Annotated in this window: 19 protein-coding genes; 11 read left to right on the top strand and 8 right to left on the bottom strand. The window is 63.6% G+C overall.

All coding sequences use genetic code 11. From position 1 onward, the window contains the following. Nucleotides 1-90: 90 nt before the first annotated feature. The 6 genes from pyrH (at nt 91) to pepF (ending at nt 8,400) form a co-directional block, all read left to right on the top strand. Nucleotides 91-822, top strand: a complete 732-nt coding sequence (gene pyrH, locus NLK60_RS10115; protein WP_254807674.1) for a UMP kinase — start codon at nt 91-93, stop codon at nt 820-822. Further along, complete coding sequence (lysS, locus tag NLK60_RS10110) at nt 812-2,536, top strand: lysine--tRNA ligase (protein WP_254807673.1); 1,725 nt, start codon at nt 812-814, stop codon at nt 2,534-2,536. The genes pyrH and lysS overlap by 11 nt, the downstream gene beginning before the upstream one ends. Before the next feature lie 163 nt (nt 2,537-2,699). Continuing rightward, complete coding sequence (locus NLK60_RS10105; protein WP_254807672.1) at nt 2,700-4,529, top strand: site-2 protease family protein; 1,830 nt, start codon at nt 2,700-2,702, stop codon at nt 4,527-4,529. A gap of 77 nt (nt 4,530-4,606) precedes the next feature. Further along, nucleotides 4,607-6,100, top strand: coding sequence for a tRNA guanosine(15) transglycosylase TgtA (tgtA, locus tag NLK60_RS10100; protein ID WP_254807671.1), 1,494 nt, complete (start codon nt 4,607-4,609; stop codon nt 6,098-6,100). A 55-nt stretch (nt 6,101-6,155) separates the two neighbouring features. Further along, the gene (locus tag NLK60_RS10095) at nt 6,156-6,482 is read left to right on the top strand and encodes a hypothetical protein (protein ID WP_254807670.1); all 327 of its coding nucleotides are present in this window, start codon (nt 6,156-6,158) and stop codon (nt 6,480-6,482) included. Between the two features lie 73 nt (nt 6,483-6,555). Next, complete coding sequence (pepF, locus tag NLK60_RS10090; RefSeq protein WP_254807669.1) at nt 6,556-8,400, top strand: oligoendopeptidase F; 1,845 nt, start codon at nt 6,556-6,558, stop codon at nt 8,398-8,400. A 15-nt stretch (nt 8,401-8,415) separates the two neighbouring features. Here the strand turns inward: pepF and NLK60_RS10085 are convergent, their stop codons facing one another. After that, nucleotides 8,416-10,137, bottom strand: coding sequence for a sensor histidine kinase (locus NLK60_RS10085; RefSeq protein WP_254807668.1), 1,722 nt, complete (start codon nt 10,135-10,137; stop codon nt 8,416-8,418). Nucleotides 10,138-10,254: 117 nt separating this feature from the next. Between NLK60_RS10085 and pan2 the strand changes: the two genes are divergently transcribed. The 3 genes from pan2 (at nt 10,255) to NLK60_RS10070 (ending at nt 12,799) form a co-directional block, all read left to right on the top strand. Next, complete coding sequence (pan2, locus tag NLK60_RS10080; RefSeq protein WP_254807667.1) at nt 10,255-11,481, top strand: proteasome-activating nucleotidase Pan2; 1,227 nt, start codon at nt 10,255-10,257, stop codon at nt 11,479-11,481. A gap of 93 nt (nt 11,482-11,574) precedes the next feature. Then, nucleotides 11,575-12,081, top strand: a complete 507-nt coding sequence (locus NLK60_RS10075) for a pyruvoyl-dependent arginine decarboxylase (protein WP_254807666.1) — start codon at nt 11,575-11,577, stop codon at nt 12,079-12,081. 325 nt (nt 12,082-12,406) lie between these two features. Next, nucleotides 12,407-12,799, top strand: coding sequence for a DUF5811 family protein (locus tag NLK60_RS10070; RefSeq protein WP_254807665.1), 393 nt, complete (start codon nt 12,407-12,409; stop codon nt 12,797-12,799). A gap of 82 nt (nt 12,800-12,881) precedes the next feature. Here NLK60_RS10070 and NLK60_RS10065 read toward each other — a convergent pair whose 3' ends face one another. Both NLK60_RS10065 and NLK60_RS10060 read right to left on the bottom strand, forming a co-directional pair. Next, entirely contained in the window at nt 12,882-13,766 is an 885-nt protein-coding gene (locus tag NLK60_RS10065; protein ID WP_256530370.1) for a sulfite exporter TauE/SafE family protein, read from the bottom strand. Continuing rightward, nucleotides 13,763-14,440: an SCO family protein gene (locus NLK60_RS10060; RefSeq protein ID WP_254807664.1), complete on the bottom strand. Its 678-nt coding sequence runs from the start codon at nt 14,438-14,440 to the stop codon at nt 13,763-13,765. Before NLK60_RS10060 ends, NLK60_RS10065 begins: the two co-directional genes overlap by 4 nt. 113 nt (nt 14,441-14,553) lie before the next feature. Here NLK60_RS10060 and NLK60_RS10055 point away from each other — a divergent pair, with 113 nt between their 5' ends. Then, complete coding sequence (locus tag NLK60_RS10055) at nt 14,554-15,150, top strand: nitrous oxide reductase accessory protein NosL (RefSeq protein ID WP_254807663.1); 597 nt, start codon at nt 14,554-14,556, stop codon at nt 15,148-15,150. A gap of 53 nt (nt 15,151-15,203) precedes the next feature. Here NLK60_RS10055 and NLK60_RS10050 read toward each other — a convergent pair whose 3' ends face one another. From NLK60_RS10050 to NLK60_RS10030, 5 genes are all read right to left on the bottom strand, one after another. Continuing rightward, on the bottom strand, nt 15,204-16,103 hold the full coding sequence (locus tag NLK60_RS10050) for an ABC transporter permease subunit (protein ID WP_254807662.1): 900 nt from the start codon (nt 16,101-16,103) through the stop codon (nt 15,204-15,206). Continuing rightward, nucleotides 16,100-17,020 (bottom strand): ABC transporter ATP-binding protein, encoded by a 921-nt coding sequence (locus NLK60_RS10045; RefSeq protein ID WP_254807661.1) that lies wholly within the window; start codon nt 17,018-17,020, stop codon nt 16,100-16,102. The genes NLK60_RS10050 and NLK60_RS10045 overlap by 4 nt, the downstream gene beginning before the upstream one ends. Continuing rightward, nucleotides 17,017-18,939: a NosD domain-containing protein gene (locus tag NLK60_RS10040; RefSeq protein WP_254807660.1), complete on the bottom strand. Its 1,923-nt coding sequence runs from the start codon at nt 18,937-18,939 to the stop codon at nt 17,017-17,019. The genes NLK60_RS10045 and NLK60_RS10040 overlap by 4 nt, the downstream gene beginning before the upstream one ends. A 117-nt stretch (nt 18,940-19,056) precedes the next feature. After that, on the bottom strand, nt 19,057-20,862 hold the full coding sequence (infB, locus tag NLK60_RS10035) for a translation initiation factor IF-2 (protein WP_254807659.1): 1,806 nt from the start codon (nt 20,860-20,862) through the stop codon (nt 19,057-19,059). Between the two features lie 119 nt (nt 20,863-20,981). Continuing rightward, nucleotides 20,982-22,166 (bottom strand): MFS transporter, encoded by a 1,185-nt coding sequence (locus NLK60_RS10030; RefSeq protein WP_254807658.1) that lies wholly within the window; start codon nt 22,164-22,166, stop codon nt 20,982-20,984. Between the two features lie 222 nt (nt 22,167-22,388). Between NLK60_RS10030 and NLK60_RS10025 the strand changes: the two genes are divergently transcribed. Beyond that, on the top strand, nt 22,389-23,414 hold the full coding sequence (locus tag NLK60_RS10025) for an asparaginase (RefSeq protein WP_254807657.1): 1,026 nt from the start codon (nt 22,389-22,391) through the stop codon (nt 23,412-23,414). Nucleotides 23,415-23,453: the final 39 nt, after the last annotated feature.

Below are 23,453 nucleotides of genomic sequence, written 5' to 3'. Positions count from 1 at the left end.
GCTATCGTCGCGGTCGATCCTCGTTCGCGGCTCGACCGCTAATCGGGCTTAACAACCCTTAAGACGATTTCCCGGTTACACCGCGGTAGTATGAAAGTGGTCGTCTCCATTGGTGGCAGCGTGTTGGTTCCCGAACCGGGTGCAGCTCGGGTGGAATCTCACGCAGCCGTCGTCGAAGATCTCGTTTCTGAGGGCTGTCGAGTCGGTGCCGTCGTCGGGGGTGGCGGTGTCGCCCGCGAATACATCGGCGCTGCTCGAGAGCTGGGTGCAAACGAGATCGAACTCGATCAACTCGGTATCGACGTTACCCGCCTGAACGCACGGCTGCTCATCGCCGCCCTCGGCGAGGATGTGATTACCGCCCCAGCCCGTGATTACGAAACGGCTGGCGACGCGCTCCGGTCGGGCGACATCTGTGTGATGGGCGGAGTTGCCCCGGCACAGACGACTGACGCGGTCGGGGCTGCTCTCGCCGAGTACGTCGATGCCGACTTGCTCGTCTACGCGACGAGCGTTCCCGGCGTCTACTCCGCGGATCCAAACGAAGACGAGTCGGCGACGAAGTACGACGAACTCTCTGCAGCCGATCTCGTCGACGTGATCGCCGGCCTCGAGATGAACGCTGGTGCGTCTGCGCCGGTCGACCTGCTCGCAGCGAAGATCATTCAGCGCTCGGGAATGCGAACCATCGTGCTCGACGGCACCGACCCCGAGCGCATCGCTCGAGCGGTGAGACACGGCGACCACGAAGGAACTGACGTTATCCCCGAATCGGCTGGTGAAGCACCGACTTACTGGGCGAGCGATGCCAATGAGCACTGAGGAGACACGCGAAGCCGACGCCAGCAGTCCCTACACGCTCCAGCGCGAGACCGAGGAGACGGCCGACGACGACTATCACGCCTTCTGGGCCGACGAGGTCGCCGACCGCGTCGAGGCTCGAGATCCCGAGGAACCGGTCGTGATCAAAGGCGGTATCTCCCCGTCCGGGGTGCCCCACCTGGGGAATATGAACGAGATCATGCGCGGCTACTACGTGGCCGCGGTGTTGCGCGAACGCGGTCACGAGGTGCGGCAGGTGTTCACTGCCGACGACCGTGATCCACTACGGAAACTCCCACGGACGCTCTGTGATCTGGAGGGAAACCTGGTCGACCTGGGTGCGGTCAACGCGGGCGCACTCGGACGGAACCTCGGATCGCCGTACACCGACATCCCGGACCCCTTTGGCTGTTGTGACTCCTATGGCGAGCACTTCTCGACGATTATCCAGCGGAGTGCCGACGCCCTCGAGGTACCGATCGACCTCGTCTCGACGACCGAGCTGTACGAATCAGGCGAGTTCGACCCGGTGGTCGAGCACGTTCTCGAGAACCGCGACCAGGCGGCTGCCGTGCTGTCGAACTACCAGGACAAAGTCGACGGCGAGTACGTTCCGTTCAACCCGATCTGTGCCGAGTGTGGCAAGGTGACCGAAACCGTCACTGGGGTCGACCTCGAGGCGGGCACCGTCGAGTATACGTGTACGGATATGGAAGCAGGCGACCGGACGATCAGTGGTTGTGGCCACGAGGGGGCGGCCACGTTCCGCGAGGGGAAGATGCCCTGGCGATTCGAGTGGCCCGGCCAGTGGCAGGTGCTGGGCGTCGATTTCGAACCGTTCGGCAAAGACCACGCCGAGGGCTCCTGGCCCAGCGGCGAGGACATCGCTCGAAACGTCCTCGGCATCGACCCACCCGTACCGATGGTCTACGAGTGGTTCACCCTCGATGGCGAACCGTTCTCTTCATCACAGGGGAACGTCATCCTCGTCTCGGACGTGCTCGAGGTCCTCGAGCCGGAAGTCCTCCGGTATTTCTTCGCCAAAGACCCGGCGAAGGCACGCGATTTCAGCATCGAGCGTCTCGACTTGCTGGTCGACGAGTTCGACCGCTTCGAGGCGACGTACTTCGGCGAGGTCGACGCCAGTGAGGACGAACGGGCCTTTGCCGACCGGGTGTATCCGCTCGTGATGGACGGCGTCTCGACGGCAGGCGAGGGTTCGGAACTGTCCCTCGAGGAGCGCGCCGAACGAATTCGTCTCCCCTACACCTTCGCGGCCGTCCTCGGGATGACCGACGATCCCGAGCTGCGGGAGGAAATCGCCCGAAGAGAGGGTCACATCCCCGATGACGCGCCAGACTGGGCGGTCGAAGATGCCCTCGCTCGCGTCGAACGCGCTCGAAACTGGGCGCGTCGCACCGAAAACGAGTTCGACTACGAACTCAAACGCGAGACGATTCCAGACCACGAATTCGACGCGGCGACCGAGGTTGCCCTCGAGGACCTCGCTGACTTCATCGAGGAGGGCCACGACGGCGAGGCGATCCAGGGTGAGATTTACGAGGCTGCGAGACGCCACGACGTCGATGTCGGCGACTTTTTTGGCGCCGGCTACCGGCTCTTTTTCGACGAGTCACAGGGGCCAAAACTCGGTCCGTTCCTCGGAAAAGTCGACCAGACGTTCGTCGTCGACCGACTGCGTCGCGAGCGCTAACGCGTTCTTTGAATCTCTCTCGAGTGAGGTTGCCAGCGCCATTTCGAGGTACGAACGCGAACTCGAGTGAGGCTGCCAGAACTATCTCGAGTGACCTCCCACCAAATTCGCTTCGAGCAAGCAGACAAAACGCCTTTGGCCGCGCCTCCCTGAGAGGGTACCAATGCAGCTGTCCGCGCTCCTCTCTATGCCCTCGCTCCCGGTTTCGGACACGGTACTCTGGATACTCCTCGGCATCGGTTTGTACTGGCTGGCCATCGTGTCGCTGCGCAATCGCGGCCTGCTCCCCGACTACGTGAGCGCACAGGGCCCTATCCTGACCGTCCACACCAAGCGTGGCCGTGCGTTCCTCGACCGACTTTCCCGGCCCAAGCGGTTCTGGCGAGCGTGGGCCAACATCGGGGTCGGTATCTCGATCGTCGTCATGGGTGCCATGTTCTTTTTCTTGCTCTCGGCGGCTATTCTCTCGAGTCAGGCACCACAGGCCTCGAGCGTCCAGCAGCCGACGAACGTCCTCGTGATTCCGGGTGTCAACGAGTTCCTGCCGTTGTCGGCGACTCCCGGTATCGTTTTCGGTCTACTTGTCGGCCTCGTCGTCCACGAGGGCGGTCACGGCCTGCTCTGCCGGGTCGAGGACATCGATATCAACTCGATGGGGGTCGCCCTCTTTGCGTTGTTGCCAATCGGTGCGTTCGTCGAACCTGATCAAAAGAGCAGTCGCAAAGCCTCTCGAGGCGGCCAGACGCGGATGTTCGCAGCCGGGGTTACGTTTAATTTCGTCGTGACGATCATCGCCTTCGCCATCCTCTTCGGCCCGGTGGCCGGCGCCATCGCCGTCGCACCAGGTGCCGCCGTCGGTGGCGTTGCACCCGGTTCGCCAGCAGACAGCGCCGGTATCGCCCCTAACGATCGGATTACGGCGATCAACGGGCAGGCCATCGAGGGCAACGACGACCTGACCGACCGCCTCGAGGCCGAAGGCGGGGACTCGGTACAAGTCGAGATCAACGGCGAGGAGACGGCCGAGATGCAACAGGCGTTGCCGGTGACGGCAGTGACCGACGGCAACCCGCTCGGCCTCGAGAAGGGTGACCTGATTCTCGCGGTTAACGGCGAATCTGTCGTCACCGAGGCCGGCTTCCTCGAGGCCGTCGGGGACGACGAAACGGTCACGCTGACAATCGAGCGCGATGGCGAGCGCCAGACACTCGAGTCGGTCCCCGTCGGGAGCTACGTCGACATAACCGAGGACGGCCCGCTCGCTGATGCTGGCGCGCCGCCGGGCGAACGGTTCGTCATCACCTCGTTCGACGGCGAACGAACGCCATCTTACGAGTCGCTGTCTTCGCATCTTGGTTCGACCGATCCCGGCGACACCGTCGAGGTGGGCGGTTATCTCGACGGCGAACCGGTCAGTTACACGGTCGAACTGGGCGAGCGCAGTCAGCTGACCGGCGGTGGCACGGTCGGCTTCTTCGGCATTCAGGGTATTTCGGGGGTCATCGTCAACGATGGCGGTATCGAGCTGTATCCGGCCGACGAGTACCTCGCGATTCTCGGCGGTGACGCCGACGGCAGTTACGGGGGCGTGACCGACAGCTTCCTCGGCAAGATCGCGTTCGTGCTCTTTTTGCCCATCGTCTCGGTGATCGAACTGCTCCCGTACAACTTCGCGGGCTTTACCGGCGGTATCGAGAACTTCTATGAAGCACAGGGCGCGCTTGCAATCTTCGGTGACTGGACCGTCTTCGCCGTCGCAAACATGCTCTTTTGGACCGGCTGGATCAACGTTCAACTGGGCTTTTTCAACTGCATTCCGGCGTTCCCGCTCGACGGCGGCCACATCCTTCGAAACAGCACGGAAGCGGTCCTCTCGAGGCTCCCCTTCGATGCAACTCGAGGCATGGTTCGGCTCGTCACGACCACCGTCGGGGTGACGATGCTCTTTAGCTTCCTGTTCATGCTGTTTGGCCCGCAGTTGCTATCGGGCTGACAGCGACCTCACACCGAAAGGTCACCCCACCGCAGCAGAACGGAACGTTTACCGCCGTCCTCGGCAAGACACGATAAATGCGCGAGTCCTTCGAAATCCGGGCGACGGACGCCGGCGGCCGACTCGGCGAACTCACGGTCCCGCGAGCCGACGTCACGGTCGAAACCCCGGCGCTCTTACCGGTCATCAACCCCCACCTCGACACGGTCGAACCCCGACAGCTCGAGACCGAGTTCGGGGCGGAGATTCTGATTACGAACGCCTACATCGTCTACAACAGCGAGGACGTTCGCGAACGCGCCCTCGAGGACGGTCTCCACGACTTGCTCGACTTCGACGGTGCGATCATGACCGATTCGGGCTCGTTTCAGCTCTCGGAGTACGGCGAGATCACCGTCACCACCGAGGAAATCCTCGAGTTCCAGCACGATATCGGCTCAGACATCGCGACCCCGGTCGACATTCCGACGCCGCCGGACGTCTCCCGAGAACGGGCCGAGGCGGAACTCGAGACGACACAGAAGCGACTCGAAATCGCCGAGGGCGTCGATACGGGTGAGATGCTTGTCAACGCCCCGGTGCAAGGGTCTACGTATCCGGATTTGCGCGAGCGAGCGGGCGAGCACGCCGACGGAACCGACCTCGACGTGTTCCCAATCGGTGCTGTCGTCCCGCTGATGAACGACTATCGCTACGACGACATGGTCGACGCTATCGCCGGGGCAAAGCGGGGTCTCGGTGCCGACGCGCCCGTCCACCTCTTCGGGGCCGGACACCCGATGATGTTCGCGCTGGCGGTCGCCATGGGCTGTGATCTGTTCGACTCGGCGGCGTACGCGCTGTATGCCAGAGACGACCGCTACCTGACCGTCAGCGGAACCCGTCACCTCGAGGACCTGTCGTACCTGCCGTGTTCGTGTCCGGTCTGTACCGACAACGACCCCGACTCGCTGGCCGCCCTCCCGGACGCCGAACGCGAGACGGCGCTGGCTCGACACAACTTGCACGTCAGCTTCGCCGAGATTCGACGCATCAAGCAGGCGATTCGAGCCGGGCGCTTGCTCGAACTCGTCGAACAGCGGGCGCGCTCCCACCCGACGATGCTCGACGGCTACCGGGCACTGCTGGCTCACGCCGGCCAACTCGAGCGGACCGACCCCGTTTCGAAAGGGCCCTTTTTCTACACCTCACACGAGAGTGCCCGTCGCCCCGAGGTTGTGCGCCATCACCGACGTCTCGAGCGCCTCGAGGTGCCCGATTCGGTGTTTCTCACCGAGGGAGAGGCTTCGAGCGACGAGCGTTTCGACGCCTCCTGGCGGGTGAAACCGCCCTTCGGGCCGTTCCCGCGCGCGCTCTCGCGAACGTACCCGCTAACGGCTGAAGTGCCCGACCGCCGTGACCGGGCGGCCCTCGAGGCCGCAGCAAGCGGCGTCACTCGCCTCGTCGAAGCGAACCCCGACACCGCGTTCACGCTGGGTCACCGTGGCTGGCCCACCTCGGTCCTCGAGACGCTCCCAGCGTCGGTAGCGACCCTCGACCTGACGACCGAATTCGCTCCAGAAGACCGGTAACGAGTTGCGCCTCGAGTCGCCGTGATTATGACGGTTCGGTCCGCACTTCCGGACGATGGCTCTCTGGCGTGACGTACTCGGGTGGAGCGGGCTGGCGGCAGTAGTTGGAATCACGCTGCTAGCTCCTGCGCTATTGCTCGATTTTGGGTACACTCACGATCGGTTTCTGTTGCTGTCGGCACTGGTGCTTTCGGGCTGGGTGGGTGCACTCGGCATCGTTCGTAACGAGGCGAAGTGGGGCTATCTCGGCGCCCTCGGATTAGTCGTTTTTTCGTTCTGGGATGTCCTCTTGCAGACGGCAGCGATTCCGGCGGCGATGTTGCTTGCGCTGGGCGCCCTCGCGACTCGAGGGACGGACGCCGAGACCCAAGAGATGGAGTGAATCGAGCGGGTCCATCATTGTCCTCGAGCGATAGTTCGACACCCTTTACCAGTTTCGTTCCAAAACATCTCGCATGAGTTCCGTTCCCACGCGGTCGGAGATCGACGAGGAATATACCTGGGACCTCGAGAGCATCTACGCGAGCGACGAAGACTGGGAGTCAGCCTACGAGGATGCGGCCGACCGTATCGAGGAGGTGGCGAGTTACGAGGGGCAGACGACCGAGGACGCTGAAACGCTGCTTTCGATTCTCGAGTTGCGCGACAGCCTGATGCGCGAGATTTCCACCATCGCGGCCTACGCGCGGATGCGAAGCGACGAGGATACGACGAATCAGGAGTACCAGGCGCTGAGTGCTCGCGCCCAGTCGCTGGCTGCTGAGGCGAGTTCGGCCGCCTCGTTTATCGAACCCGAACTGCAGCAGTTGACGGCAGGCGAGTTCGAGGCTATGCTCGAGGCAGAATCGGGGCTCGAGACCTACGAGCACTACGTCGACGACGTGTTACGAATGAAACCGCACACCCGTTCGGCCGAAGTCGAGGCGCTCTTGGCCGACCTGAGCGAGGTCACGGGTGCCCCTGGCGAGGTCTACAACATGCTCTCGAACGCGGATATGACCTTCCCGACGGTGGCGGAGAGCGAGGCCAAGCGCGCTGCGGAACCGTCGAGCGACGAGGGGCCGCGAGACGACGATGGTGAGGGAATCGAGATCACCCAGAGCAACTTCGTCAACCTGCTCAAACGCCCCGACCGCGACTTCCGCCAGCGCGTCTACGAGGCTTACTTCGATGAGTGGGAATCGGTCCGCAATACCGTTGCCGCCTCGTACAAAAACAGCGTCAAAACTGACGTCAAACTTGCGCAGGCGAGAAACTACGAGACGGCCCGCGAGGCCGCCCTGGACGGCCCCAACGTCCCGGTCGAGGTGTACGACACCCTCGTCGAGAGCGTCCACGACAACCTCGAGCACCTGCACCGACACGCCGAACTGAAACGCGAGGCGCTGGGTGTCGACGAACTGCAAATGTGGGACCTCTACATGCCTCTGACCGGTGACGAGGGGCCGGACGTCGAGTACGACGACGCGGCGCAGTACGTCGTCGACGCCGTCGCCCCGCTGGGCGAGGAATATCAGTCTCGGGTCGCCGAGGGGCTCGACTCGCGGTGGGTCGACGTTTACGAAAACGATGGCAAACGTTCGGGAGCCTACTCCGGAGGCACCTACGACACCCAGCCGTTCATCCTGATGAACTACCAGGACGACGTCGCCTCGATGTACACGCTGGCCCACGAACTCGGGCACTCGATGCACTCCGAACTCACCAAAGACGAACAGCCCTACGTCTACTCCGGCTACGAAATCTTCGTGGCCGAGGTTGCGAGTACGGTCAACGAGGCTCTGCTCACCCACCACCTGCTCGAGACCGTCGAAGACCCCGAGTTCCGGAAGGCGATTCTCAACGAGTTCCTCGAGCGCGTCCGCTCGACGCTGTACCGACAGACGCTGTTCGCGGAGTTCGAACACGAAGCACACGCTCTCGAGGAGGCCGGCGAACCGCTGACCGCCGACCGGCTGGACGAGCTGTTCGGCGACCTCAAAAGCCAGTACTACGAGCCGGCCGCTATCGACGACCGTATCCACCGCGAGTGGATGCGCATCCCACACTTCTATCGGGCGTTTTACGTCTACCAGTACGCGACCGGCATCTCGGCGGCGCTGGCCATCTCCGAAGATATCCTCGAGCGAGGCGAGGACGCCGCGGCGGACTATCGCGCATTCCTCGAGCGCGGGTCCCGAGAGTACCCACTCGAGCTACTCGAGATCGCCGGTGTCGACATGAGTTCTCCCGAGCCGATCGACCGTGCGCTGTCGACGTATCGGGACCGACTCGAGGAACTCGATTCGTTGCTCGAGTAACAGGCAACGCGTTGGTTACCGTCCCGGCGTTGGCGGCGATGTGGTGGTGACGGCGTCGACGCCCGTAATTTCGAAGCGAGCGCCACCGTCCATTCCCTCAGTAGCCCGAATCGCCCAGTCGTGGGCGTCGACGATTTCGGCGACGATAGCCAGTCCCAGTCCAGTTCCGTCCGGGTTCGTCGTGTAGCCCGAATCGAACACCGTCTCGCGGTCCTCGGCCGGAATGCCGACTCCGTCGTCTTCGACGTAAAAGCCGCCGTCCTCGAGTGCGCCGACGGTGACGGTGAACGATGCCATCGCGGCCGAATCCTCTGCACCGTCAGGGATAGGGGTGTCGGGGGATTCGGGCACACCGTGCTCGATGGCGTTTCGGAACAGGTTTTCTAGCAGCTGTTGCAGGCGGTCGGGGTCCGCACGTACCCACCTGTCTTCCAGGCCGTCTGCCAGGCGCAGCCTCGCACCGTGGGTGTGCACCATCTCCCAGGCTGCGGGGGCGAGGGCTCCCACCTCGACGGGCTCGAGTTCGTCTATCGGATTCCCTTGCCGGGCCAGTGTGAGGACGTCCTGAATGAGGGCTTCCATCCGGTCGTGTGACTCTTCGACGATGGCGAGGTGTTCGGCGGGCTCGTCGCTTTCTCTGGCCATCTCGAGGTGACCGTTGGCGACCGAGAGGGGATTGCGCAGGTCGTGGCTTATCATGCTCGCGAAGGACTCGAGGCGCTCGTTCTGTCGCTCGAGTTCCTGTCGGTAGCGCTCCTGTTCGGTCACGTCGGCGATGGTCAAGATGCGCCCGAGATCAGTGTTTCCGGCCCCGAAGGGGCTTTCGCCGAGACGGTACCAGCGGGTGTCGTCTCCCCGTTCGCGCCTGAAGAGGGGTTGATCGTGCTCGAGGGCTTCGGTCAGTGCTGGGACCACGGCGTCGATGTGCTCGCCGATGGCGTCCGTTTGGTCCAGTTCGGGGAACAACCCGCGGGCGTTTTCGTTGTAATCACGGATGTGGTCGTCGGCGTCGAGAATCACGATGGGTTCGTCGTGTTTACCCGCGAGTTGTATCGTCTGAAACTTCTCGACGTAGACGTACAGCATGCCGACGGCGAAGATGGCGACGCCGATTGGAGAGTACGTCGTGCCGATCAGCGCCGTGCGGAACGCGCCGAGGATGTCGAGGATGATGGGTGCACCGGTCAACGCTAACAACACGACGATGGGCGTCGTATCGTGGTTCAGGCGTTCGAACAGTTCGAGGAGCATGAAAAACCCGACGAACGAGAGGGCGTAGGCGAGCCCCATGACGACCCAGTGGAGTGGCTGGTGGTGGATCAACAGATGGTTGAACGGCGATGTGGTCCACTCGGCCGTAAAGTAGAGCCCGTGTAGCCCGTTGGTGAGTTTGACGCCGACGATAGCGAGGTAGGTCCCCACGGCGAGGCGTCGGTAGGTCGGGTTACGGTGGAGCGTTCGGCCCGTGTATGCCGAACAGAAGTGGAGCCAGGGGCCGACGGCACCGATACCGATCACCAGGCCAATGTAATAAAAACCCAGGGTGAGTCCGTCCGTCGGGGCGAGCAGATACCCGACGTGGGCGGCTGCCCAGCCCCCACTCAGTACGAGCAACCAGGTCAGCCCGACTCGAGTGTCTTTGTGTTGGATTGCCCGTGCGCGAGGGACGCTACTAAAACACGCGAGTGAACTGAGGCCGAATATGAGGGCATACAACAAAAAGAGCGAACTTGTCACAGATACCCGGAATTTGGAGCCAAACCGTATTTATCTATCGGCAATACTGTTTTTCGGCGAGATGCGTCCGGGACCCAAAGGCAGATGTATCGTCGGCAGTTATCCACGGTCGTCACGATGTCTCGAAGCCCGTCACTTCCCGACACACCAACGCGGGATATCGATCCCGATCTCCCCGATAGCGAGCGGCTCGAGGCGCTTCGCGAGCACTTCGAGCAGTTGGTCGAAGCCAACGAACAGCTCGCCACCCAGCTCGAGGCTGCCCGCGAGCGTCAGTCGTCGCTCAAAGCACAGGCCGATCGGACGCAGCGCGAAAACGAGACGCTCAAGAGCTCGTCGCTGTACCTCGCAACGGTCGAGGACCTCATGGAAAATGAGGTTATCGTCAAACAACACGGCAACAATCAGGAGGTGCTGACGGAAGTATCGCCACAGTTTGCCGACCGACTCGACCCCGGCGACCGGGTCGCAGTCAACGACTCGTTCGGTATCCAGCGGATTCTGTCGGCCGAAACCGACGCCCGCGCACAAACGATGGAGATTACGGCCAAGCCTGCGGTCACCTACGCCGACATCGGCGGCATCGACGAACAGGTCCGTGAGGTTCGCGAAGCCGTCGAACAGCCGTTGACCCAGCCCGAACTGTTCGATTCGGTCGGCATCGAGCCCCCGGCTGGCGTCCTCCTCTACGGGCCACCCGGAACCGGGAAAACGATGCTCGCGAAGGCGGTCGCCAACGAGACCGACGCGACGTTCATCAAGATGGCCGGCTCGGAACTCGTCCGCAAGTTCATCGGCGAGGGGTCCCGACTCGTTCGAGACCTGTTCGAGATGGCTCGAGAGCGCGAACCGGCGGTCATCTTCATCGACGAAATCGACGCCATCGCTGCACGTCGAACGGAGTCGAAAACCTCCGGCGACGCCGAAGTTCAGCGGACCATGATGCAACTGCTCTCGGAGATGGACGGGTTCGACGAACGCGGCGACATCCGTATTATTGCCGCGACGAACCGGTTCGACATGCTCGACGACGCCATCTTGCGCCCCGGCCGATTCGACCGCCTCATCGAGGTGCCAGAACCCGACGAGGAAGGTCGGAAACAGATTCTCGAGATCCACACTCGCCGGATGAACGTCGACGACGACGTCGACTTCGCGGCGCTGGCTGAGGCGACCGAAGGCTTCTCCGGAGCCGAAATCGAATCGCTGTCGACCGAAGCCGGGATGTTCGCTATCCGCAACGAGCGGACGAACGTCACCCACGAGGATTTCGAGGCCGCCCTCGAGAAGATCGAGGCCGGCGAGAGCGAAATCGTCACCTCGGCGAACTACTTCTTCGACTGATCGGTGCCCTGGCGGGCTTTCGTTGTACGAGCGCGTTCGAGTCCTCGAGGCCGAATCGCAAGTCCTTACGCCGGCGGTCCCCGACAGGTGGCTATGAGCACAATTCGCGTCGTCTGGGGGTCGGCAACCGCGCCGACGAAGATGGCCTCCTACGACGGGGCACTCGCCGATGCGGGTATCGAAAACTACAATCTCGTCACGGTCTCGTCGGTGATTCCGGCCGATACCGAGGTCGAAGCCGTCGGCACGGCACCGGATCTCGGTCCGGCTGGTAACCGCCTGACGGTGGTTCAGGCTCGAGCGACGACGGCCGGTCCGGGACGAGTCAGCGCGGCGCTGGCGTGGGCCCAGTCGGAGCCGGCGTCGAGGGACAGCGAGGCGACCGAAACCGGTCCGGGGCTGTTCTACGAAACCTCGGGCGAGACCGAACGGGAAGACGTCGAACGTCGGGTGCTCGAGGGACTCGAGGCCGGGCAGGGTCTCCGAGACTGGTCGTTTACCGAACCAGGGATTCGGTCGGAGACAGCGGTTGCGGACTCCGGCACCTACACGACGGCTATCGTCGTCGCGGTTTACGGGCAAAGCGAACCGATCTGTTGAGGGGACACTCGCAACATCATTACTTTCGTTATAGTGGTGTACATTAGTTTAATTGAACCATTCACTATGATTAGTGTAGTTCAACCAAGCACATCTCTAGCTGTTTGCTTCGTCCCAGTGTGGACGCTTGTGCTTCAGGCGCAGGTACCGCTCGAGCCGGGAACACAGCCCTCGAGTACGGCACTCGCGCACCGCACTCGAACCGGCGGCCGGGGACCCGTGACGACGCCCGTTCTCGAACAATATCAATTTTGTGCGTGAGAATGACTGCCGTAAGGAGAACGCTTTTGGCCTCCCGTCCCTTTGATTGGCGTAGCGAATTCTCATGAATGGAAATACGCCGTATGCGGGGCTGCCGGGGGTAACACAGGCCGGCCAGCGGGCCGCGGCGGACGTTCCCGAACTCTCGCTCGAGCAAAAGCGCACGCTCCAGCGCAACGTCTCACAGATTGCCGCGCGAACTCGCGAATTCCTGCCTAACGAGTACATCGTCGATTCGGACGTGGCAGACGGTGTCGCGGGACCACAGGCGCTGGTCGCCGTCCAGCCACCGATCGGCCATCCAGTGAGTGCGAACTTCACGCCGAACCTCGAGGCCGCTCCCGAGGACGTCATCGAGAGCGACGAACGGAACGAGGTCGCTCGCGGGCTGGCCGCGAGTGCAGCGTTGCAGGTGAAACAGGCCGTGAAAAACGGCGTGACGCCGACGGCACGATAACTGTCGACTCGATCGATACCATTTCGCGTTTTCTCGTCGTCCAGTCGTCGGTACTCGAGCGGTCACCGGTGTTGGCGAGTACTCACAACGGCTGATAGTACGGAATCGGTGGATGTGGTAACGGGATGCCGATTGCGGCCAGTCCGTGCTGAAGCGGAATGTAGCCGAGCAGAATAAACGCGACACCGAGCAATCGGTGTAATCGCATTCTGGTCTCGAGCGAGACCGACTGGAACACCGTCGCGTACAGAAACAGCGCCGGTATCGTGCCGAGACCGAGCGCTGCTAGCGAGACCATTCCGCCGACTGGCGAGCCCTGCACCAGCGCGTACAGAAACGCCGGGTACAGCAGCGGGCACGGGAGCAGGCCGTGTGCACCACCAAGTCCAACGATTCGAACGTCGCCCACCCACGCGTCGACTCGAGCCCCCAACCATCGCTGGAGACGGCCGAGCGGTCCTCGAGCCAGTCTCGCACCGAGGCTCGCACCCAGGGTTCCCTGGCCCAGCAGAAACGTCACCCCGGCGGCGATGATCACGACGCCGACCAGCAGGCCGCTCACGGCGTGTATCTCACCAAGCATGCCCGCGGCAACTCGCGGGCTGAGAAAGAGTCCGGCACCGACGAGCCCGAACAACCCGCCGAGCAGGGCGTAACTGACCGTGCGACCCAGATTCCAGAGGGCGTGCTGGCGAACGGCACGGAGGGTGAGCGTATCCCGGCGACTCGAGCGGCCGGCTTTCGCGCTCGAGACGGCCTCCGCCTCCCGCAGGCGGTCTGCGTAGGTCGTTACCAGCGGGCCACACATGCCGAGACAGTGTGCACCGCCGAGCAACCCGACCAGAAAGAACAGTAGCGGTCCGGCGGCTTCGGTGCCGAAGCCGGCCGCGTCGGGTGCTGCACAACTCGCGGCTGGTGCGGTGAATTGGGTCACGGTTTCGGATGCTAGCAGCGTCACACCGATCATTCGTACGCAGCCAGCACGCTGTCGAGGTCCTCGAGAATCCCGTCGACCGGCAGGTTCTCGCCTCGATAGGCGCGTTCGACGTAGCCGTCGGGGTTGACGAGGTACGAGATGACGGCGTGGTTGAAGTCGTAGCCTGCAGTGCCGTCGGTCGGTTCGAAGGCGATGCCCAGTTTTTCATCGACGACTTCGCTCGCGCGCTCGTCGTCTTCCGGGCGCAGGTAGTGCCAGTTGTCGGCCGCGTAGTCGATCCCCATCATGTCGGCGTGTTCCTCGAGTGCCGGCACCGTATCGCGTTCCGGGTCGAAACTGATCGCGAGAATCGTGGCGTCGGCTTCGCGGCCGGCATCGAGGAGTTCGGCCTGCACGCCGGCGAAGGTACTCATTAGCGGGATGCACTCGGCAGGACAGAACGTGTAAAAGGCCGTCACGAGGAGGCAGCTATCTATTTCGGTGGTATCGACGCGTTCGTCGGTAAACGGGTCGGGTAGCGAAAAGTCGGGAAAGGCCTCGCCGTAGGCCGGATATGCGAGATTAGCGCTGTCAGCAATCTGATCGTCCTGCGGGCCGAGGACGGCGTGTTCGGCTCCCTCGTCACCGAGCAGCGAGCCGAGGCAGCCGGCGGTTGCGACCACGGCTCCGAGGGCACCACTGCGAAGCAACGCGCGTCGGTTCATACCGTATCCAGGGACTGCCGAGGGACGTCAGTTCTGGTGCATTCTTCGAAAACAGTCGGGACATTCGGAGATTGTACCAGACGCCCTTTGGCTGTCCCCGACGTAGCAACCGTATGGACCCGACAGCCCCCTTCGGAGCTGACCGAAACCAACCCACGAGACGACAGCTACTGGTCGCCACCGGCGCAGGAACAGTCGGCGCACTCGCCGGCTGTCTCGGTGGCGACGATGGCGAGCTCCCAGCGGCTTCGGCTATCGAAGCCGACGACAGCTGCGAGCAGTGTGGCATGGTGCTCACCGAACACCCCGGCCCGGTCGGGCAGGCGTTCTACGACGACCACCCCGACCTCGAGGACGACCGGGCGACGTTTTGCAGTGGCACCTGTACCTACGGCTGGACGCTCGACGAAGCCGAGGAGGGATACGACCCGCTGGTCACCTACCTCACGGACTACTCGAGTGCCGATTGGGAAACACTCGATGAGGGCGGCGAAGCCTTCATTTCGGCCCATTTCGACGCCGAAGACCAGGCCGACGTGACAGCGCTCTCGCTGGTCGCCGGCAGCGACCTCCGCGGGGCGATGGGCCAGGAAATCATCGGATTCAGTGAAGTGGCAGATGCACAGACGTTTCTGGATACCTACGGCGGGCAACGCCTCGAGCACGAGGACGTCACTCGAGAGCTGGTCGACAGTCTCGGCGGGATGTGAAGGAAATCGTGATGGGGATGTGACTTACCCGGAACAGTCCGTCACTTTTGTTTTCACTCGAGGTGTTCGACACCGAGCGTCGCGACGACCAGTGAGCCGACGGTCCAGGCCGCCAGTCCGAACAGGCTTGCAATCGGGGAGGCGGCACGAGGGCCGGTACCGGCAGCGGTGACGATGACCGTCTCGAGGACCAGCCCCCGGAAGGCACTCAGCGGACTGAGCGGGAGCGCGTAGATGAGGCTGGCCTCGCCGAGCGGGCCGGCGACGAAGCCGTAGATAATGGCTAAATCGAGACCGAACAGGACGACGAGCAACGCGAGCGCGGCCGCGACCAGACCGGTTCGTGCACTCGAGACGAGTGCCGAGACGGCGATAGCGATGGCGAGGACGACCAGGGCGAAGACGACTGCCAGGACGATCAGTCTGGCAAAGAGTACGGGTGAATCCGCGCCGGCGTGGGTGGCGTAGACGCGGAGGCGTTCGGTTTCGGTGAACACGACGCCGATGAACAGCAAGGTGAGTGGCACCGTCACCGCGAGGACGACGCCAATCGCGCGCCCGAGATACGTCCCCAGCACCAGTTGCCAGGCCGAAATCGGATACGTTCGAAACACCTCGAGTTCCCCACGCTCCCGGTCACCGAGGATCGCCCGGTAGCCGAACACGACGGCGACGACGGGCACGAGCACCTCGAGTGGCGTGAGGACGTCGACGACCGTCGGGACGTAGCCCGATTCCATACCGCCGCCGGCCCAGCCGATGCCGAGCAGGATGGCAGCCAGGGCCGCGGTCAACAGGGCGAACGTCCGCGTTCGGGCGACGGTGCGGAGCTCTCGACGGACGATAGCCGAGATTAGGCCTCTAGCGCCCGGCGTGGCATAAGCGTGGCCTGTTTCGGTCGTTTCAGTGCCCGTCACCCCCTCCGTCTCTTTCGCGACGTCTCCGTCAGTCATTTTCCATCACCTCGAACGCGAACGCGGTCGGCGTCGCCCGAAATCGCTGCCCTGTACACCTCGAGTAGCGAGTCGGCCTCGTGGGCTGCATACAGCGAGTTCGGTGGTCCGTGGGCGACGAACTCGCCAGAATCGAGCATGAAAACAGTATCGGCGTGGGTTTCGACCAACTCGAGGTCGTGTGAACTCACGATGACGGCCGTGCCGGCCTCTGCGAGGTCGGTCGCGACGTCGAACACGCGCAGCCCCATTCCGGGGTCGAGACCGCTCGCGGGTTCGTCGAACACGACGACCGGCGGGTCACCGATCGTTGCCTGGGCGATACCGAGCAGTCGCGTCATCCCGCCCGAGAGGGCTTCGACCGGTCGATCTGCCGCTGCTTCCAGCCCCACTCGCTCGAGGGCATCGGTCGCCGTTTCCGTCGCGTGTTCGCGGTCGCCGCTGACGAGACGCGCGTAAAACGAGAGGGTTTCTCGGACGGAGAAACCGGGGCGAAAGCGGGGTTGCTGTGGCAGGTAGCCGATCGGACGGGGAACGGACGGCCCGTGGTACTGGACTCGGCCCGAAGTGGGCCGATACAGCTTCGCGAGAGCGCGAAGGAGGGTCGTCTTCCCCGAGCCGTTCGGTCCGATCAGTGCCGTGACGCTGGCGGGTTCGATCTCGACTTCGAGGTCTTCGAAGACGGGAACCGCGCCGTAGCGCTGGGTGAGCGACTCCGCCGTGAGGATCGGTTCTGTGCCTTCGCCACTCGAGTCCTTCTGGGCTCGTGACTCGCTGGTTGCTTCGTCGTTTTGCGGTTGTGGCGTCGCTGCCTCGCCGTTTTGCGGTTGTGACGTCGTCGCTTCGCCGTCCTGGTGGTGTGTCGCCGGAGCCGATTCGTCGTTGTGCTGTTTTGCAGTTGCTGATTCGTCACTCATGTCTGTGCCTCACAGGTGTCTCGGTCCGGGTCGATGCCCGCCGCCTCGAGCAGTTCCGGCTGGGGTGGTTCACACAGCGGATGCTGGTCGACGATGCTTCCACCGCGCATACCTGGGACGGTTCCCTGGAGGCCGGCGATGGCGTCGCGGACGGGTGCACGGGTGAGCGTCGGTGTCCCGTCCACGCGGTGGAGACTCCGGTCGATGGGGTCCGTCGGCGTGTACGACCGTTCGAGGGTGACGCCGTCGTCGCTCGAGCCGACGGCACCTTCCCAGTAGTTGCCGCGGTCGTCGTGGCTCCAGAACCGGAGGGAACCGATGGCGGTCTCAGCGTGGACGTCGTTGCCGATGAAGGCGTTACCGACGACCCGGTTGGAGGGGACGAGTGCGGCTGCACGGACGCCGACCTCGTTGTCGACGATGACGTTGTCCTCGTAGATCGAGGTCTCCGCGTTGGTGGTCAATCCGAGTTCGTTGTCGGCGAGGACGTTTCGGGCGACGTAGCTGTCGGACCCGCTGGTTCTGATGCCGCCGGGGGTGTGGCGAACGTCGTTGTCGACGATGGCGGTTCGCTGGGGGGCAGTCATCACCATCAATCCGGCGAGTTCCTGTTCACGGACGACGTTATCGGCGAGCAGCGTATCTGAGGCGTGCATGATGTGGACGCCGAATCGACCGCCGTACATCCCGTTGTTTCTGATGACGACGCCGTCCGACCGGTGTGTGTAGACGTTGTCCCGACCGCCGTAGAACGTCGACTCCTCGATGACGCCGGGCGAGCGCATCGTCATGACACCCATGAACCCCTCTATCCACTCCTCGCTGCCATAGACCGTCACGTTTCGGACGACGTTCTCGGGGCTATCACGGACCAGGACGCCGTTGGCTCGCGTTTCGATGGTCACGTCTTCGACCAGGACACCACTCGAGTTGATCACGCGAACCGCAGCGTCACCGTGGCCGTAGCCCTGTTCGACGTTGGCGTCCCACTCGTCCTCGTCGATGGCTGCGTCCCTGTCCGTCAACGTATCGCCGGTGCCGGTCACCTCGAGGCCCACGACAGCTACGTCGTCGTGTTCGACGGTGATCACCGAGCCGTTGCCACCGCCGTCTATGGTCGCGTTCCCGCCGTCTGCTCCCGGGCCCGCGAGCGTGATCGGTCGGTCGATCACGATCCGTTCCTCGTAGGTTCCGTTCGGGACGAACACGGTCGTTTCGTCGGGGGCGGCGTCGACAGCCTTCTGGATGGTTCCTCCCTCGTCGACGGTGACGGACACGGGTCGATCGCGAAGCGGTGCCACCGACTCGACCAGTTCGTCAGCCTCGGCGTGCTGGTCGTCGACGCGGTCGCGGGCGGTTTCGGCGTCGTCGCGGGTCACCGGTCGCTCGAGAACGGCATCCCAGTCGACGACCGTGCCGCCGTATTCCGCGGCGAACGCGGCTGCATCCTCGCGATTTGCGAAGGAAAGTGCGGCTTCGCCGGCGGGCGTCCGTGCCTCGCTGTCGACGACGAAATGGGCGTCGGTGGCGTCGACCCAGCCGCCAAAGCCGTCCGTTCGGGGATAGCCGTCGTCGTCGAGTTCGAGGTCGGCCCCGCTGTAATCGGTGACGTAGAGCGCAAGCGGGTAGCCAAACAGCTGTTCGTGGCCGTCCTGGGCTCGCGTCGCGGTGAACGCCTCGATGCCGTAGTAGCCGACGACGTACTCGTACTGGGAGTAAAACACCTGGACGCGCGGCAGGTCGACGTCGTCGGGGAGTGCGCGCTCGTCCTCGAGCGTAAGCCCCATCGTGACCGTGTCGTCGAAGCGAACGGGGTCTGGCTGGCTCGAGCCAGCGTCGATGAGAAAGAGGCCGACTGCTCCGGCCACGAGGACGACGGCGAGAAGCGTAATCGTCACCAGTTGCGAACGGTCGTTCACACTCGAGCTAGGACGAGAGCGGCCAAATAGGGTCTGGTTCAGGCCTCGAAACGAGTGTTGCTCGAGGACCATCTTCCTTCGTGATTGCCGGCTTCGTAGCCCCCATTTGCGCGCTCGTCACTTGCCCCAGAACGGGTCGCGCTTGCGGTGTTTCTCGAGGTACATGTTCAGCGCCTCGAGTTCGTCGGTTGGGATGTCGCTTTTCAGTTCCTGCTCGAGAATCTTGGCGTGTTTCTCGGGGAGGTCGGTCCAGAGGACGTCGCCCTCTTTGACCTGTCGGCCGATGGTCGGGCCGTCGATGGCGACGGAGACGCGTTCGCCGGCGCGGGCTTCGTCCACGTCTTCACCCTGCTCTTGAATCCCTTTGACCTGGCCGACGCGTGTCGTCTCGTTGCCGTCCCACTTGACGACGTAGGTATTGTTCTGGAGGGTGCCCGCGTAGATTTCGACGCCGACGACGGCGGGGTCGTTCTGGCGGAAGACGTGGTCTTTGAGTACGCGAAACCGCGAGGGGCGGGTGATGTTGTCGAGGATTGTTTCCTGCTGGGCGCGCTCGATAGACTCGACGTGGTCCGTGTATTCTTCGATGAGTTGGTAGATCACGTCGTCGGTAAACAGCTGGACATCGTCGATTTCGGCTCGGCGTTCGGCATCGGAGAGTACGTCGACGCTGAACCCGAGTACGGCTTGCTGTTTGGGGTCCTCAGCCGTCGATGCAACGGAGATATCGCGCGGAGCGACGTCGCCGACTTCCGCACGAACGATGGGGATTTCGGCCTCGCTCAGCGCGTTCCCCATCGCCTCGAGGCTACCCAGCGTGTCAGCTTTGACGACGACTCCTTCTTCGGCCGTGTCGACGGCGACGTCGGCCAACTCGGCCTGGACTTCCGCGATGACGTCCTCGAGACTCCGGTCACGAACGACGCGAACGGGTGCGCCGGCCATGGCGTCCTCGAGGTCGGGTGCGGCGATCTTGATCCCGGCTGCAGCCCCGACTTCGTCGACGTTCTCGAATCGGTTTTCCGTTCGAATCTCGGCCAGCGGACGGGGCTGGAGCAGGGCACGAACGTCGGTGACGATGGGCTCGTTCAGTCCGCCGACGACGATCGTGTCGTCTTTTTTCACGGTGCCGTCGTAGAGGACCGTGTCGATGGTGGTGCCGAACCCTTTCTCCTCTTTGACCTCGAGGACGGTGCCGACGCCGGGGCCGGCGACGTCGATCTCCATTTCCTCTTTCATGTAGCGCTGGGAGAGCCCCATCATGACTGCGAGCAGGTCGGGGACGCCCTCGCCGGTCATCGCGCTCACGGGGACGACGCCGACGTTGCGCTGGAAGTTCTGGACGCGCCAGTAGAGGTCGGCCGAAAAGCCCTGGTCGGAGAGGTTACCGATGATCTTGTACAGGCTCTCGTCGAGGCGCTGGCGGGTACGGTCGGATTGGGACTCGTAGGTCTGGGTGATCGGGGCGTCTTCCTGTGGGTTCCAGCCCGGAACGGTGTCGATCTTGTTCGCCGCGACGATAAACGGCGTCTGTGACCGTTTGAGGATGTCGAGCGCCTCGAGCGTCTGTGGCTGGAAGCCATCGTTCACGTCGACGACGAGGATGGCGATGTCGGCGAGTGCGCCGCCGCGAGAGCGAAGGGTAGTAAAGGAGTGGTGGCCGGGGGTGTCGATAAAGAGGAGGCCGGGAAGGTCGAAATCGTCCGGGTTGACGAGTTCGCCGGCCATCGAAGAGATGATGTCAAGCGGCACGGCCGTCGCACCGATGTGCTGGGTAATCGCGCCTGCTTCGCCCTCGATGACCGCCGAACCGCGGACTTTATCGAGGAGACTGGTCTTTCCGTGATCGACGTGTCCGAGGACGGCGACGATCGGCGTTCTGAGAGCCGAGGGATCGTGCGTATCCGAGTCAGTGTCCGACATGGTGAACCACCCGAGAAGGTCTTATCCGTATCGTCCGTTGCGCGATAGTTAAACCCATCGTCACGCCCGCATGGACTCGAGCACGTGCCCGAACGCTCGAGCGGCCACGGCGGGTGCCATCAGTACCCGAGTCGGAACACGTAATTGCCAACCAGTGCCACCAGCACGAGCGCCAGAAACCCGGCGAGGATGGTAAACGAAACGGCCCAGCCGAACTGGTCGGCGAAAAATCCGGTGCCGACCGAGCCGAGCGCCCCGACGACGCCGTAGACGGTCCGGACCAGGCCGAAGCCGGCACCGCGCTCGGCTTCCGAGAGGTTGTCCATGACGCGGGGCAACAGTGCTGCCCCCCAGCCGAGTCCAGTTCCCACGAGCACCACGCCGAGGCCGATGGCGAGCCAGCCGGAAACGAACACGAACAGGAGCAACCCGCTCGAGCCACAGATCATACAGCCGGCGGCGGCGATGTCACGGCCGTAGCGGTCGGAGACGGCCCCGACGCCGACCTGCGTGATCGTCTGGACGACGAAGTAGGCCGAAAAGACGATCCCCGCGAGGGTCTGTGAGTGGTTGCGATGGTCCATCAGAAACGTCGGCATGAACGACGCCAACCCCTGCCAGACGAACGCACAGCAGATGGCGAGCCCGACGGTAAAGGCGATTGGCGGCCGAGAGAGCACTTCGAGCAGGGGCTCGAGTTCGAGGCGTTCGCGCATGGGCTGGTCGGGCCGCTGTGGCTCGGTGGGTTCGACCCGCCAGGCGAAGAGGACGAAGATGGGGACGGCGACGATGACGCCGAGCGCGACGGCGGGTCGCCAACCGTATCGGACCGCGATTGCGGCCACGAGGACGGGGGCGATCAGTCCGGCGAGTGGCCCGCCACCGTTGTGGATGCCGATGGCCGACCCGATGTTGTCGTAGGTTCGGGTGAGCAGCGTCGTGGCGACGCTATAGTGCAATCCGGCGAGTGCACCCAGCGCAAGCGTGGCAAACAGGAACACCCAGAACGTCGGTGCGAGCGCGATGAGCAGCGTCGTCACCGCGGTGCCGCCGACGGCGAGCAGGATGATCGGTCGTTCGCCAAACCGGTCGGCCAGGATACCGCTCGGAAACTGCACCAGAAAGTAGGTCATCCACAGGCCCGAGAGCGCGATTCCGACGACGCTGTTCGAGACTTCGAACGTCTCCATGACGTCGGGAACGACCGGGCTAATCGCGAGGCGGGCGACCATCGTCGCGAAGAAGGCGAGCGTACACAGCGCGAGGACGGTGTCCCGGTAGCGCCAGCGAGCGAGTGGATTCATCGTGAGCGAAACGGTCAGTGCTCGTGTATCGATTCGTAGGGGAAAAGAACACGTCGGTTCCGGCAGCCGTTCTGGAGCGATGTCCTCGATAATCAACAGCCGTTCTCGAGCGATGTCCTCGAGTGACCAGCAGCGGTTCTGGAGCGAGACGGTCGGTGAAAGGGCTTACACTGACCGACTGCAACCGGAAACACCCTTTGGGATTCGTTTCCATACCGAGGTATGGACCAGTCAGGCGCAGCCGAACGGAACGTCTCGAGGCCCGAAGTTCACGTGTTGAGCACGGGCGGCACCATCGCCAGCACCGCGGGTGAAGATGGTAAAACGCCCTCCGAATCCGGGTCGGCGGTACTCGAGGCCGTCCCCGACATCGAAGCGCTCGCATCGGTGACGGTCGAGGATATCTGCCAGGTATCTGGCTTTCAGATGGACGGGCCGAACGCCAACGCGGTCGCCGACGCCGTCGAACGGGCGGCGCGATCGGGTGCCGACGGCGTCGTCGTCACCCACGGCACCGATACGATGGCAGAGACGGCGTACTTCCTCGAGACGGTTCTCGAGGCGGAGCTCCCGGTGGTCTGTACGGGCTCACAGCGGTCGTTCGACCAGCTAGGCACGGACGGGCCGACGAACCTTCGACTCGCGGTTCGAGCCGCTGCTGACGAACGGTTCCGGGACGCCGGGGGCGTATACGTCGCGTTCAACGAAACGGTACACGCTGCACGCGATGTCGTCAAACATCACACGAGCAAACTCGAGACCTTCCAGTCGCCGAACCTGGGGCCGGTGGCGGTCGAGACGCCGACTGGACTGCGGTTTTCCGGCTCGCCCGGCCCGCGAGTCCCGCCGATTCCCGGCGCCCGTTTCGACCCGGACGTTCAGGTCGCCATCGTGACCAACGCGCTGGGTGCCGATGGGGGCGTTCTCGAGGCCGCCCTCGAGGGACCGGACGCCGTCGACGGTATCGTGCTCGCCGGAACGGGGCTAGGGAACGCGACGGCCTCGCTCGGGGGTGTCCTCGAGCAGGCGCTCGAGGGCGATATTCCGGTTGTGCTCACTTCGCGGTGTTACGCCGGTTCGAGCGCCGGCGTCTACGGCGGCTCCGGCGGCGCGACGACGTTGCTCGAGACTGGAGCCATCCTCGGAAGTGACCTTCCGGCCTGGAAAGCGCGACTCACGCTGTGGCTTGCCCTCGGTGCCGGCAAAGACAGGACGGCCATCCGGGCACTGTTCGACGAACTCGAGTGAACCACGTCGTGCGTTTGCCCGCGCTCGAGTGACTCGTTT

Source organism: Natronosalvus amylolyticus, from assembly GCF_024298845.1.
Classification (GTDB): domain Archaea; phylum Halobacteriota; class Halobacteria; order Halobacteriales; family Natrialbaceae; genus Natronosalvus; species Natronosalvus amylolyticus.
This window is presented reverse-complemented; position numbering and strand designations above follow the sequence as displayed.